This is a genomic window from Cellvibrio japonicus Ueda107, from assembly GCF_000019225.1.
Lineage (GTDB): Bacteria > Pseudomonadota > Gammaproteobacteria > Pseudomonadales > Cellvibrionaceae > Cellvibrio > Cellvibrio japonicus.
In genome coordinates, this window is sequence record NC_010995.1 from 4,539,237 (window position 1) to 4,554,482 (window position 15,246).

The 15,246-nt window shown below is 43.7% G+C and carries 10 protein-coding genes; all 10 read right to left on the minus strand.

All coding sequences use genetic code 11. The annotated features are described in order from the left end of the window. Nucleotides 1-109: 109 nt before the first annotated feature. The 10 genes from CJA_RS18290 to CJA_RS18335 all read right to left on the minus strand — a co-directional run bounded on the left by CJA_RS18290 (nucleotide 110) and on the right by CJA_RS18335 (nucleotide 15,236). Entirely contained in the window at nucleotides 110-3,343 is a 3,234-nt protein-coding gene (locus CJA_RS18290) for a DEAD/DEAH box helicase (RefSeq protein ID WP_012489357.1), read from the minus strand. Beyond that, nucleotides 3,340-4,152, minus strand: a complete 813-nt coding sequence (locus tag CJA_RS18295) for a hypothetical protein (protein ID WP_012489358.1) — start codon at nucleotides 4,150-4,152, stop codon at nucleotides 3,340-3,342. The genes CJA_RS18290 and CJA_RS18295 overlap by 4 nt, the downstream gene beginning before the upstream one ends. 16 nt (nucleotides 4,153-4,168) lie before the next feature. Beyond that, the gene (locus tag CJA_RS18300; protein ID WP_012489359.1) at nucleotides 4,169-4,474 is read right to left on the minus strand and encodes a MerR family transcriptional regulator; all 306 of its coding nucleotides are present in this window, start codon (nucleotides 4,472-4,474) and stop codon (nucleotides 4,169-4,171) included. A 283-nt stretch (nucleotides 4,475-4,757) separates the two neighbouring features. Beyond that, nucleotides 4,758-6,359: a Tn7-like element transposition protein TnsE gene (locus tag CJA_RS18305; protein WP_012489360.1), complete on the minus strand. Its 1,602-nt coding sequence runs from the start codon at nucleotides 6,357-6,359 to the stop codon at nucleotides 4,758-4,760. Next, nucleotides 6,325-7,887: a TnsD family Tn7-like transposition protein gene (locus CJA_RS18310; RefSeq protein WP_012489361.1), complete on the minus strand. Its 1,563-nt coding sequence runs from the start codon at nucleotides 7,885-7,887 to the stop codon at nucleotides 6,325-6,327. Before CJA_RS18310 ends, CJA_RS18305 begins: the two co-directional genes overlap by 35 nt. Then, entirely contained in the window at nucleotides 7,888-9,510 is a 1,623-nt protein-coding gene (locus CJA_RS18315; RefSeq protein ID WP_041551819.1) for an ATP-binding protein, read from the minus strand. Continuing rightward, nucleotides 9,497-11,608: a Mu transposase C-terminal domain-containing protein gene (locus CJA_RS18320; RefSeq protein WP_012489363.1), complete on the minus strand. Its 2,112-nt coding sequence runs from the start codon at nucleotides 11,606-11,608 to the stop codon at nucleotides 9,497-9,499. The genes CJA_RS18315 and CJA_RS18320 overlap by 14 nt, the downstream gene beginning before the upstream one ends. Next, nucleotides 11,592-12,449 carry a heteromeric transposase endonuclease subunit TnsA gene (locus CJA_RS18325; protein ID WP_012489364.1) on the minus strand — a complete coding sequence of 286 codons (858 nt, stop codon included), beginning with the start codon at nucleotides 12,447-12,449 and terminating at the stop codon, nucleotides 11,592-11,594. Before CJA_RS18325 ends, CJA_RS18320 begins: the two co-directional genes overlap by 17 nt. 144 nt (nucleotides 12,450-12,593) lie before the next feature. Beyond that, a complete protein-coding gene (glmS, locus tag CJA_RS18330) occupies nucleotides 12,594-14,426 on the minus strand; it encodes a glutamine--fructose-6-phosphate transaminase (isomerizing) (protein WP_012489365.1) in 1,833 nt (610 codons plus the stop codon). A gap of 42 nt (nucleotides 14,427-14,468) precedes the next feature. Continuing rightward, on the minus strand, nucleotides 14,469-15,236 hold the full coding sequence (locus tag CJA_RS18335) for a DeoR/GlpR family DNA-binding transcription regulator (RefSeq protein ID WP_012489366.1): 768 nt from the start codon (nucleotides 15,234-15,236) through the stop codon (nucleotides 14,469-14,471). Nucleotides 15,237-15,246 lie beyond the last annotated feature (10 nt).

Consider the following 15,246-nt stretch of genomic DNA (forward strand, 5'->3'; position numbering starts at 1 on the left):
GTGTCCACTCGTGCTGGGCAAGATCAGTTTTTTTGAAAGCACTGTACCAGACAAATTTTTTTAGGGAATACTGCCGAATTAAGCTATTTGTGTTTTCGTTAGTACCTAGTTAGAGTGATATACCAGAGAGCTGATTCCAAATTTTCTTGTAATCAGCTCCACTCATGCGAGAAGTATTTGGCTTAAGTCTTTCCCAATCTTCAGAGCGAAGACTTTTAAGATATTCATTTACATCTTTAGAGGATGGTAGTGTATCTTTGGTTTTTGCCATCGTTTTATAATCTGCTCCTACGGATTCAGCAATACTTCGCGGTACAAAGTTCATACGCATAACAACCGCCTCTTCTGATCGGACCCCGTGATACAACATTGCGGGAAGATTGTTAATTTGCTGACGCTCAACCTCCGACAACTTTTCAAAATCAATTCCAGCAGTTGGCATTTTACTTAATGCCGATAATCCCCAAGCTCCATTATTAGCCAAATCACGATACAAAGCTTTACAAGCTTTTGATATTTTATCGGTTAATGAATCACCATCAAAATGAGTTTCGGCAATTTTAGCTAGGGATTCACCTGAGACCCAAGCTTTGGTTATATCTGCAAGTTTTCGGTGACCTGGACCGCTCCCCTTAATGTCATCAAGTCCCTTTTTCAATTGAGGGATTTGAATCATTACGCCCATTAAATCAGCCAACGAAGAATTATTACTGCCAAATAAACTAGATGGATGCCAATCCTCTTGTGATATGTCGAGTTGATTCATAGAAAGCAAAGCAGTACGAACTCCTTCAGGCGAAAAACCAGTGGAGTCTGCCAATACAGCATTAACTGGATGTTGTGCCAATTCCTGAGCGTAACTACGGGTGGCATCCAATAATGCGTCAGCTTTTTCTTGCGAAAGGATATCTTGCTTTGCTCGCAATGCACCAAATCCAAAAGTATTTCGCAATGTTTGTTCAGCTTCGCTGATAACTGTATCTAAATTTTGTTTTTCATTCCATAAATGAGCTATGTAACTACGAAAGTCAGCCCACTGATCATGTTTAAGAATCAACTTTAAATTGTTTAGCTCACCCCTCTGAAGCAGTTCTTCCAACAAAATTTCCAACCGGGAAATTAAAGAGCCCGTCGCCGCACTAACATATTTTTTTATTTCGTCAGGATTGTCGCCTGCTGCAATTCCTACGACACCAACACTCCCATGCCCTATACGACCCGCACGGCCGGCTAAATTCCAGAACGTACGATGAGACATTTTTTTGCCGTAAATAAAATCTGTCGATGCCAGAAATACCGAAGAAACAGGGAAATTTAATCCCTGTGCAATTGTAGTTGTCGCGCATAATATTCGAATGCGATCGTTTTCAGTAAGCCACTCTATTAATGCGAGCACTTCAGCAGGTAACCCAGCATGATGAAGCGCAACTCCCTTTGACAGCATTTCTATAAGCTCGAACTCCGGGCTAATCTCTGTGGCAAGAAAACGCTGAACCAATCTAATGTCTTCATGAATAGTGTCGAAAGGCTCAAGCGCATCCGACACCATCCTTGCCATAGACCAGGCATCAGGAATTTTTTGCGCAACCGCAATACTTGTGCCTCTTTTTGAAAAAGCTTTCGCCATTGCGACGGCTTGTCCAGACAACGTTTTTGCTGTTGAATAACTTAGCTTAGGGATTGGACGAACACCATCTACTTCATAAACCCCTTTAAGGTTAATGGTTCGTTGCGTAGTTATTAGTGTTTCAAAAGTAAGTCTCCAATCTCCCTTTTTTTCACAGGGAATTCTGTTAAATATTCCTACGATACGTTCATTTGGTTGCCACGCGGAAGTGCTTAGACTAATAGACCGCCCTCTGTCTGCTCCTAACCATTGAGCAAGATCTTCAGCATTCGGAACAAACGGCATCATTAATAAAAAATTAGCTTTTGGTGCTTCATGTTTGATAGTTGCCAGAAGTAACTCGATTCGTAACCCACGTTCTTCGTCTTCAATATTGTGAGCCTCATCCATAACAACCAATGCTAGTGGCCGCTTCACTTTTTTGTTGCGCATCACTAATTGCAATTTTTCTGGAGTTACCACCAAAACCTGAAAGGCTTGTTCTTTGTTGAGAAGACTCTCTTCAAATGAATCTATTTCTATTGCGCCTACAAGTTGCGCCACATGAATACCCAGCGGTTCAAAATCAGATCGCAAGCGTCGAGTGATTTGTGACACCAATGCCCGAGTGGGTGCGATGTAGACCACCCAACCATCATCTTGCGCAAACTGATTAAGCGCTTGCAGTATGCGAAATTGAGCGAGCTGCGTCTTTCCACCGGATGTCGGCATTTCAACAACTACCGCTCTATTAGCCTGATCCAGTAAACCTAACTCCTGAATCGCTGCTCTTTGGGGAGGAAGAAGCTCAAACATACTCCTGTGTTTCGTTATCTGATCGACAAAGCGAGTAACACGCGAGTTAACAGCATGAGCAACCCACCATAAGGAACCTGCAGCCATCTTACGACTAGCGACGTGAAGCCATCGCAATATCATCTCAAATTGGGAGTCTTGTGATTTTTGTGCGGCTTTTACAGCAGCCTCAAAATGTTGATCAAGCTCAGTTGCGATAGACGACGGTTCGCCTTGTAGCATATACATAGCAAGGCGTTCAGTTGCCTTAGCAAAATGATAAAGTGCAATCAGCCTTAAAGCGATTGACTGGCCATGTCCGGCAGCACCTTCTAATAAGTGCTTCTCAAATTCTGCCTGATCAGTACGTAAGCCAAGAATGATTAACGATACTTGTTCCAGATCATCCCATCGATCTTTACGTAATAGGCGAATCCAAGCGTCGAATAATCGATACAAGACTCTTGTATCCCAACTTACATCTGCTATCGATGGAATTGCAAAAGATTCTTGATGATCAACAAACCATCTGCGCAAATCCGTCCAGCGTTCGCCACAATAAGCAAGTCCAGCTAAATGCAAAACATGGAAAATTCTTTTATCGGCATCACTTGGAATCGGTAAAATACGATATAAACCAAAAGCCCTATGCGCACCGGCTTGAGCACTCTTCTGCAAAGCCAAACTTTCATTGGATTTTGCAGGATACAGCAACACATTTAAGCCCTCGATTGCGGCAAGCTCATACACCATTGCAACTTGTTCAACGAGTGCAAATTCAGAAATACTACTACCAGTATTGTTATGAAGTAGTTGACCAAGCGAGGATTTAACCAAGAGTGAATCAGCAAGATCTAACGCCGTGGCACGCATTTCACCACTCAGAGACTGAACCGCCCAATGCTGATCAATTTGCGCTAAATCCTGAAGAGAAATTGTCATTTCTCATCTCCAGATTTTCCGGCAGCAACTACTTTATCGGGTAAGCCGGCAATTGAAGCTTCTGGCAAATAAAGCGCATAAAGTTCGATAGTAGTAGCAGCGGGACAATTTTGATCCAATGAAACAGCTCTACTTAAAAGATCAAGCTCTTTCGGTTCAACATCGCGCACCAGTACACCGAAGATAGCGACATCTGCATTATCTGAGATATAGCGTTTTGCGGCGCTTTTATATTTGTCGGCCCAGTCTTTATCTATTGCCCTGTAGCCCAAATATCTTATTAAGCTGCCTTTGACATGGGCACTATCACGAAGATCTTCCAATTGCTTGGTCAAGCCACTGCGACCATACATGACTTGCGGCGGCCACTTAGCTTCACTGGATGTTTTAATTTCTCCGAACGCAAAACGATGGGAATTAACTTCTAAATCTGTTTTTTGAAATCCAACCAAATCTGCTCCCGCAGGACTTGCATTTGGGTTTTTCAAATCACGGCTCGTTGGCCAAGGAAAAATACAATTGTTGTTTTCTGTAACGTGAAATTCTGCAATGGCTTCACCAACCCGCCAGTCTTCAGGCTTCGTATTATCAACCAATAAATTATGAATTCCGGCTGATTCGAAATCAGTGCTAGCCAAACTGGTTACTAAATTTAAAATTTCAGAAATACCTGATGAGTCCAGCAAAAGATCTTTAACAGGGCCGCTAATGATATGGCTCACTTCATCATGAGTATAAGACAACCCTCGCGCCACAACGGACGTTTGGTCCACTGTGTAAACAATCTTAGCTACCGGTTTGAATGTCATTTTGCATATCCCTACATTATTTATTTTTTTGGATTTTATTTTCCAATTCCAAACTTTGTTGTTTGTTACCACCGAATTTATTGTGTCCTGCCCCCCGGGGTGATTTGGCCGCAAATTCGATCCGCGAAATGACTTGCTGAAAGTCGATTTCTTTTTCTTTCATCTCACCCAAAAGCGCGGCTATTACCGCTAAATGCGCAGGCACTTCACCTTTTTTTGCATAATTACTAATAGAACTTCTATTCATTTTAAGTAGCTCTGCAAGCTCATGAATTTTAAGCCCGGCCTTACTAACGTGACGCTGAAATTCTTGATAGTTCATTACTAAATATTAGCAAAAATACCCAAAAAAAACAATTTTTAAGGCATTAATTTATGATTTTTAGGCATTAATTTATGTATATTTCACACACCCATGTACACAACCAATTCAAGATCAAAACTGAAAAAATTGAAATATTCAACCGTAAGCTTTATATGGCTTGAAGAATACCCTCGGGTTCATCTGCATCTATGGTTGATCAACCGACCGAGACCCAATTCAGCTAGTTATAAAACGCTAAATATTTTCCACGATCATCGAGTTAACCTCCTTGCATTAATGGTCAGAACGCATTCGCTATTCGCACTGCCCAGCTCTTATATACAGTTTCAGGCATATCAGGCTTCAGCTCGTTCGGATGCCGTATACACGCATGCATAAGCGTCATCTGCTGTAGTCTTTCCCTATCCCAATGCCCCGACTTTTTTACCAGATCATCCAAAATAGCTTTGATAGTATTTTCTACCCTTGTGTCATCGCGAAGACGAAAGGCTAGGGTAGTCAAACTGTGATCATCGCTGAGATCAATTTCTATTACATGGATGTGGTCCCCGCCTGCGATCTCCAATTGAGCATATAAAAATGCACGCTTGGTGTTGGCTTTGATATACAGGAACTTTTTAGCTTGGGATGACTGAATGACGTCAGCTTTTTCAAAAATTTCCGACACGCCGAGATGTTCGATCACTTTGAGCTGTTCTAATCCGTTGCGAATGTAATTAAAAAAGCCAACATCAGATGGCGAACTATCGTCCAGGGATTTAAAATCAGCGGATTTATGATTTCCCTTTCCTTTGCCGCCTAAAACACTGAGCGTTGTGGTTTTTGGTTCTTGATCGTCTTCGCCTTTTTTTGATTCATCTTTAGCGGCCACTTCTACCACCTGAACTTCAAAAACCCGTTGAGTATTCAATATTTCATTGAAGTAAAGCGCTCCTTTTGGAACGTCTAATATTCTGGCTCTACTTAAATTTGACGGACTTTCATCGACAGTTGTCTCTGGATCAAAATTTTCAGATGGCCACTGACCGCCCGGCTTTTTATCCTCTTTTGGTACTTTATCTTTTTCAAATTTTATATCTAATGGATGATGAAAACTTATCGTATGAAATTGATCTGTCATGGGTAAGTTGGCCACACTGGAAATTTCTTCGACCAATACATTTCTACCATGATTTTGCGTGTAAGCACGAATAAATACATCGCTCATATCAAACGGCTCAAATCGGAACAGCCACACCTTTGCGTTTGATTTCTCGATTGAAGTTTCCAAAATGTTCTTGAATATGGATAAATAACTATTTGTCACTTCAGGATTTAAATTGAGCCAAGCAATATAACTTTGATGGGCCTTGATATCTAATAGGCTATGTGGGTAAGTCTCGCTTAACCTGATGTGCGCATGTGATCCATCCAGCTCCACATCAATCAATCTATTCAAGTTTGCTTCATAAAATGCCGACCTAGTATTCAACGCGGTTTTAAAAAACAAAACTCTGGCTAATTCAATACATGGAATCCACACATACCGTTGCTTGAATGAAAATCTAAAAAGCAGCTGATTCGCATATTCACTAGAAAGCTTCTTTCTCGTAGTGAACTTTTCATAATCTGCCATGGTTTGAATTGACCATGATGATGTAGGAGGTAGATCAATTGCTAAAAAATTAGATTTTGGTCTAACAATTCTATTTTTAGGATAAACTCTGCCAATTGCTAACGCTGGCAAAGCTTCTATTGCTAAAGGAATTTTAGATGTAGTTGAATCTGGTAGCTCAAACTCACACGCAATGTTCCAATTGCTTTCAGAATAGCGAAAGCAGTTTCCAAAGCTTACCAGTTTTGCGTTTTCAGGTATCTTCCTGAATGATGCGTGAAGTGCCAAGAGACAATTTCCTTTTCAAATAGTGTATGTTTTTTATGATTGCTTTCGTTTGATATTCTTTGCGTATGCCAGCTTTTCGAAAGATTATCCATACCTCTAACGATTGGTGTTGCTTAATTAAATCATGGATAACACTTTCAATTCTACGCCAACGGTATGCATCTGGAGACTCTGCAATCTTTTTAATGAAATCGATAGTCTTAGGTAATTTATCTGGATTTTTTTCAAGCGATGCACGTTGCCCAGACTGTTTAATAATCCATGACATACTGCTTCTGCCATGATTATTGCGTAAAGCACCAGATTTTTTTAAATTTTTTACATGTTTTAAAAATTCCGTGTCGCGCCGAACCCAGTCGGCGACAAATTGTTTCGTATTTCTTGGCGCCTGACAAGGTGTATTTTGACTTAGCCAAAGGCGATCATTGCGATAAAGCCAAGCGTACAAAGCACCAAATCCGCCCGTAATTCTTAACCATTTCACACCTTTTTTCGGGTAAGCCGTGATAGCGGCTTTCCATTCACGACGTTTTTCTTTGCAGGCAACAACATCAACTGTTACTTCATGTGCAATCGGAATTTGTGTAGGTACAATTAATTGTTGTGCTCCTGTTATGCCAGACAGTGGCGAGATACTTCCCAGCGACTGCCAAACTACCAAATGACAGAGATAATGGAAGGTTTTTCTATGCTTTCGAAATAGATTTATTAACCACTGTGGATCACTTAGTGATAGCCCGAGTATGTCCATTACTGAGGCAGACCAATATGCCTCCAGATGATTAGCCAGTGCGCTATGGTTCACACGGCTTTTATTCAAATATGAGTGATTTTCTGCAAGCTGTTGGTAATAGTGAGCCCATTGCGCGAACGATATAGAAACATCTAAATCCAAATTTATTAGCTCATCAATATGCTGGCTTAACAACATCAGTTTCTGTTTTTGCTTCGTAGTAAAATCTGATGGAATCTTTCTTACCAAGCTGGCATTGATTGCTGGAAAAAATTCATACTTTCCTTGTGGTCGAAACAAGGCGTCCGTTTCATACAAATACTCTTTGTGGATCGGACATACCATTACACCCGATAACTGGTGTAGCCGGTGCCAATAAGGTTCACCGAACAATTCCAACTCATCACGATAACAATATTTACAGAGTCTTAAAAATTTCGGGACTTTGATGTTTGAAGCAGCAACCCCTGTTCTGGTGTGAACATCCCAGGCTTTGCCAGATAATACTGACTGGACAACCTTTTCGTTTCTGTCTGCTTGCAGGAAATATTTGTACGCGGGATAGAGACTATGCTTCGTTAACCATTGATCTGCTGTTATGTGTGTCAGGTGATAGGTTTTTTGTTCCAAGTCCAGTAAATGACCTGGAAAATCAACAACGGCAGCTACATTTCGAGAGCCAAATAGATCGTTCACTATCTGGCTATCCGAAATAATACCTTGGTGTAGTTTGTATCTGGCTATGACGCTATAGAGCAATTCGTCCGGGTAGGGTACTGGGAAATACCCCAGCACTTAGCTTACCTTCAGGCAATCGCTGACGGCAGCAATTACGCCTGCAGTTTTGAATGCTTCATGTATTGTCGAATTTCCCCGTTGGCTATAAATATAACGGATATCGTTTTCTGGTAATTGATCCCATAGTGAAACCTTCGGTTTTTTAGAGGGATTTTTTACTTTAGGTGGCGCTGGAGTCGAATGCAAAAGATTCAGCATTCTGTGAACAACTTGCATAGTGTCCAGATTTGGATCTTCTTTTAAGGCCGCATCTATAAGAGGGACAGCTATATCCCTGTTAATTCCAAGTAATTCAGCAGCAGTCATGATGGTATTTATTTTGTCATTATCTAGCGGCGGTATTGCTTGCTCAGTATCATTGGTAAAATATTTTTGCTGTTGCAGTGCCTGAAGGAGCTTGGCCTCTACCTCGGGCATTACCAAATCACCATACTTAACTATTTCTTCAGGATTTCCACTGCGAAGTGCTTGAAGCATTTTGTGGACTGGTTGTAGATCATCCTCATAAACTTTTTTAATTAGCTCAACAGTCAATGTTTCCTTGCCGAGAATCATTGCGCGCCACTGCGATAAAACGTAAAGCTTCACCAAAATGTCGATCACTCCTTGGCTCAAGTCATAAAGAGTGTCTGTTATTTGTTGTGTTAAATTTCCCTTACTACGCAACCATTGATACTTCCAGATATAACTCACTAATCTATTCCATTCGTCATCTTGTGGAATGCGATCCCATAAGACATTACCTAATCCTGTGGTGCGTTTCGCCATTTTAAAATCTGTTGCAAAAAGATTTCGAGCCTTAGGTGTACCAACAAAGACTACAGGTACTCCTATAGAGTTAGTTAGGGTGACGAAGAAATCCAACATTGCCTCTTCGCCTCCGGATCGCTTCTTACTTAAATGCTGGATCTCATCTATCACCAACACACCTATTGCGTGGAGGTTCGCGATTTGGGCCATTTCAGCGATCAAACTGTCTACACTTACTCTGAGTTTGCAGTAGGTATTAAAGTATTGGGTGCCTATACGGCTATCTACAGCACGAAAGAAGTTATAGCAAAGTTCGGTCAATGATCCATTACGTGGACATTCGAGCTTTAACCAGGGAATCTGAATTACGTGAAGTTCAGGATGAAAAATTGCTTTGGGATACGTCTCAAGACATTTTTGCACTGCTTTGGTTTTGCCACAGCCAGACAAACCTATGATGGAAAAACCGACTGCAGTAGATTCAACTTCTCTTCTTACGGTTAAGTTAATATCTTTATTAACAATCCGGTCATAGCCATTGTTTAAATGTTTCTTGAAAGCTGCTGTAGCAGGGTTCCGGCCAATATACCCTTGACGAATCAACACGCTAAGTTTCTGCTCTAACACACCATGCTGTACTCTCGGTTGGAAAAACTGGTGAGTTAATCTTTGCAGCGCATGAATTCTCTGGTGCCAATCCAGGTTAAGTTCCCTCTCATCAAATGATGGTGGTACTATCATGTCTTTGAGAACTGATTGCAAATCCTTCAATAGCGGTAACGCGCTGATAAACGGGTTATCTGTGTATTCAGGTAAACCGTGATCCTTGTATTCAGCGATTTCTATCTTATTGTTATCAATTTCCATCATCGTCCCCGTAAATGATATCCAGCATATTCGGAACGCTATAATCTTGTGGTTTTTCGCCCGATAGATAAACCACATTATCTTTTTTAACTGGAAGCTTTTCTGGTTTCGATTGTGGCGGCATCACGCCATTTCGGGCACGATTAACATCAATTTCATTTTTCTTGTTTTCCCGGATGTCAGCGGTTCGTTGAGATTTAGGCAGGTGCGACATGTCTTTGTTTTTTGAACGCGCTTCCTCAACGATCTCTTCAATTTTTTTATCGCGCGTTAATTCGCCTTTTAACTTCGTGAGTTTCGACCGCGCCCCCGTTTTGGCTTGCTCATCCTGAATTCTCCATACATCCCAAAATGTTAAGCCTCGAAAAGCTCGACTTCGTTCAGTAAGCTCAAAAGGAATAAATTTGTCGTACTTGCCATCCGGACGAAAATAAATCGTGTCGGCACAATGCGGATCGTAAGCGACTAATACCTTCATTGATTGACCTTTAATCCTTTCGAACCATCCTTCCTTAACCGCAATCGCGGCGCTGTAATAGCAACCAAAAAGATTCAAGCCCAGTTCGGAGATAGGTACTTCTTTATGGGGCATCAAGTTGACAGCGGCAAGTTCTTCGCTGACACCCCTAAGCTTGCCCGTACGATTTTGTATTCCCCAGTTCCATAACGCTAACGGGATAAGTGGCAGATTTGTTGGTATATCGCGATCAGGATCGTAATATTCCATCGCATGTGTGGTGTTATAAATAATGACGCAATTAATAATGATGCGAGTGATATCTCTCAATGTAAGTTCGGCGTCCATTCGATAATCCGAACCACCACGTTTTTTAACGATGGTGCTAGTGACGTAACCTTCAACGTATGGTTTAAAGTCAGCCTGCAGTGTTCTAAATTGTTGCTCTACAATGCCTTTCCAATCTGCTCTGAACGATGGCGTGTTTTGGACGTTAATAAATAATGCCTCGGAAAGCACTTCTACTGCTTTTCCTATTAGCTCACCTTTATCCCCAAGAATAGCTTCAGGTTTACCAATGACTGGCCATTCGTCTTGATTGATAGTAATACCGTAACTTGCGCAATATCGCACCTTGTCGAACATGGTGTTTGCCAATGCAAACATTGCACTTACCCATGATGGCCCCTCCAATCCTACGTGCACACCAGTAATCATTCGGCTGAATACATCAATTACAATATAAATTACCGGACGACCAACAATAACGCTGCGAGTCTCTTCATCAATCAAATAAAGGTCACCAATCGTTGCATCGATCTGGTATAAGCTGCCAGGTCCCATTGCACTTGCCGTCGATGACCCCAAGACAGGGCGATAGTCCTTCTGGTAAATAATCTCGCCGAGTCGTTTTTTAATTTTTTCAGTGTCTGTTACTTCCTTTTGGAGGAAGTAATAAAATTGTTCATAGGTTGGAGCCTCGGCTAACTGCTCTTCGTTGTTTTTCTTAGAGCTATCAAACCCAAGCAAAAACAACGCCCTGCGGTATACGAACCGAACCGTATTTTCGTCGTTTGTTAAGTAATACACTTTGATAACTGTACGAAATATTTTTTCTATTTCTGCTGTGATATTGGTGCCAGTACCTAGCGCTACTTTGCGAGGACGCCCACGTTTTTTATCGGTGATGGCTTTGGGTTTGTTCGGACTCCCCTTATTGCTTGTGTCTGGATACAAAGCATTGGGATTCTTGCCACGTTGCCAATATTCTCTGAGTTTTCTGTATACCAATGCTTTAGTGGTCTCATGCTTTGCAACCATCGCTTGGATCATTTTTCCACGCGAACCACGTTCATAAATAGCAGGCTCGTCAGTAACATACGGCTCCACCATTTCCCACGCTTTTTTCTGAATATTTTTCGCCCATTGAGATTGCTTGGTTGGGTTCAGGATAAATAATTCAAAAGGGTCGTCGATCCAGCGCATCTCTTCATTAGCAAGGTGTTCCACTAGAACCGCACGCTCTACTTGCTGAGGCAACGCATTTTCAGCGTCTATATCTATCCAATAGATTGTCTTTGGTTCGCTCCATAAAATGCGATAGCGGTGATCCGATAATTCATAGACATCATTCACCAACAGCATATTCATAATCCTGTTCGAGCCAAAAATGTGAAGGAGTAAGATCTTTTGCTCTCAGGTTCACAATCGTTAAAGCTTCAAGATCAAAGAAGAAAGCTCGCTGGGCAAGGAACTGTCGTAGTAAAGAAAGGTGGGTACCCGGCTCGATGTTATATTCGTCATCTAATCGGGTGGTTATAGCGGTAATTTTTTGTGAAGGGGACTGATTAATCGCGGCGAGCAATATTTTAAAATATTCTTGTTGTTGCTCAGGGGTACTCAAATCAAAGTGATTCATGTAGGGATGAAACCACTTTACATTCTTTTGGAGTAATGCCGGAATTTCCAGCTCTGTTACCAAGTTAAACTGTATGCCCTTGGAGACCCAGTAGCGGCGTTCCAATTCCATTTTTTCAAGTACACGCGGATCATCAAGTTCTTCGGCATATTTCGCAGATATTGCCCTGCGAATAGTTTTACCTTGGATATTCAGATCAACCAGAAAGTCTGTGGTAAGGACTTCGTCTGTACCTTGATAGCTCAGATGAGCTATCCCCATCTCACGGGCAATAGTTTGTGAGTCCTCAAGAGGCACCGGAAATTGTTCGCGGATATCGGTCACCTGCGAATCCCAATCCAGCATCAGCAATACATGGTATTCAAGGTCGGACAGCAACTGGTGAACGCGACCCACTGTAACGCTGGGCGAGCGATTATATCTTCCCCTGGAGTTCACATCCCTGACAGTCAAATAGGGTTTATAGGCTCTGCCGGCACCTGAACCAGCGCCTTTAGCTAAACGCGAAGCTATCTGCTTTTCCGCTTTAGCCTTGATTTCCTTAGTTTTTTCGGGATTCTTGGACATTAAAAAACCCAGTAGCAACCTATTTTGATCAAATATAGGCCACTGCTGGGTTAGTATCACTAATTATTTTAAAGTATCGCCATTTATTTTAAAGTATCACTAATTATTTTAAAAAGACAAAACCGGGATTTCTCCCGGTTTTCTTCATTCGACCGTTACCGACTTGGCTAAATTCCTGGGCTGGTCTACATCTGTGCCTTTGATAATGGCAACGTAATAGCTCAGCAATTGCAGTGGCAAGGTGTAGAGGATAGGTGCCAACCAATGATGGATATGGGGTACGTTGATAACACGCATGGTTGCGTCAGATTCAAAGTGTGCGTCGACATCGGCAAAGACGTAGAGTATGCCGCCACGCGCGCGGACTTCTTCAACGTTGGATTTGAGTTTTTCCAGCAGGTCGTTGTTGGGTGCGACAACAATAATCGGCATTTCCGCATCGATCAGTGCCAGGGGGCCGTGCTTTAATTCGCCGGCGGCATAGGCCTCTGCGTGTATATAAGAGATCTCCTTTAATTTGAGTGCGCCTTCCATCGCAATCGGGTACTGGTCGCCGCGCCCCAAAAACAGGGCGTGGTGTTTATCGGCAAACTCTTCGGCGAGCGCTTCGATCTGTGGTGCTAACGCCAGGGATTCTTCCAGTTTTGCAGGAAGGTTTTTTAGCGCGCCAACCATGTCGTGTTGTTGTGCCGCACTCAAACCATTGTATTTGCCAATCGCCAATACCAGCATTGCCAAACCGACCAATTGTGTGGTGAACGCTTTGGTAGAGGCCACACCAATTTCCGCACCGGCGCGGGTCATGAAGGCAAGGTCTGACTCACGCACCAGCGATGAACCGGCGACATTACAAATCGTCAGGCTGCCGAGATAACCCAGGTCTTTTGCGAGGCGCAGGGCTGCAAGTGTATCTGCTGTTTCACCGGATTGGCTGATGGAAACCAGCAGGCTGTTTGGTTGCACAAAGGATTTGCGATAACGGAACTCGCTGGCGATTTCAACATTGCAGGAAATGCCGGCGAAAGATTCAATCCAATAGCGCGCGACCAGACCGGAATGGTAGCTGGTGCCACAGGCAACGATTTGCACGTGTTTTACTTTTTTGAACAACTCAGCGGCACCGTTGCCGAAAGTTTCATCCAATACCGAGTCATTACTCAAACGACCCTCAAGGGTATTCAATACCGCATGGGGCTGCTCATAAATTTCCTTGAGCATGAAATGGCGATATTGGCCTTTATCACCCGCGTCATAACTGGCGGTGGATTCATGGATCTGGCGTTCGACCTTGACGCCGTCGCGGTCATAAATATCAATACTGTGACGGGTAATTTCCGCAACATCGCCCTCTTCAAGGAAAATGAAACGGCGCGTTACCGGCAGGAGTGCCAACTGGTCGGAGGCAATAAAGTTTTCACCAATCCCCAAACCTATAACCAACGGGCTGCCCGAGCGTGCAACCACCAGGCGGCTGGGATCATTTTTGTCCATCAACACTGTGCCATAAGCACCGTGTAATTGTTTGACGACTGTTTGCACCGCGGCGAGCAGGTTGCCGCTGGTTTGCAATTCTTTTTCCACCAGGTGTGCAATCACTTCGGTATCGGTATCCGATGTGAATACATAGCCCTCGGCCTGCAGCCGGGTGCGCAGCGGACTGTGGTTTTCAATAATACCGTTGTGCACTACAGCGATATGTTCTGTGGATACATGCGGGTGCGCGTTGCGCTCACTGGGTTCACCATGGGTGGCCCAGCGTGTGTGCGCAATACCGGTACCACCCGGTGTCGGGCTCGCCAGGATTGCATCGGCCAACTCTTTGACTTTGCCCAAGCGGCGCACGCGCTGCAATTCACCATTACCGCTGACCACTGCCACACCGGCAGAGTCATAACCGCGATACTCCAGGCGACGCAATCCCTCCACCAAAATATCCACCACATCGCGTTGCGCTACAGCGCCGACGATTCCACACATAAAAACTCCTTAGGCTGTTAGCAATTTATAAGCAGGTCTTGTTTACAGGCTGGCGCAAATGACTTGCACGCCGTGTTGTTCGATTTGTTGTTTGTCTTTTTCTGCAATGGCTTCATCCGTTACCAACACCTTGATAATGGACCAGGGCAATTCCAGGTTATGGATTTTGCGGCCAATCTTGTCCGACTCGGCCATCACAATCACTTCGCGCGCGACCTCTGCCATCACCCGGCTTAAGCTGTAGAGTTCATTGAATGTAGTAGTACCGCGGGCGAGATCCAGACCATCGGCGCCGATAAAAAATTGGTCGAAGTTGTAGGAACGCAAAATCTGTTCGGCGAGTTGCCCCTGGAAGCCTTCGGATTTTGGATCCCAGGTGCCGCCAGTCATGAGGATGGTGGGTTCGTTTTCCAGCTCGCGCAGGGCGTTGGCGATGCTGAGGGAATTGGTCATCACCACCAGCCCCTGTTTGTGGGACAACTCCGGCAGCAGGGCGGCCGTTGTCGAGCTGCCGCTGTCGAGGATAATGCGGTTGTGATCGCGGATTAACTGGGCGGCAGCCCTGGCAATCGCTTGCTTACGAACCGAAACTTTTTCAGCCGGATCACTGATCAGCTCCTGGGGAACCAATACAGCACCGCCATAGCGGCGCAGGAGCAGGCCATTGCCCTCAAGGGCAGCAAGGTCTTTGCGGATGGTAACTTCGGAGGTGGAAAACTGGTTGGCGAGGGTTTCAACGCTGACTTCGCCCTGGCTGTTTAGCAGGTCGATAATTGCGCGACGGCGCTGCTGGGTATTGCGTTTGGTCATGATGGCTTGC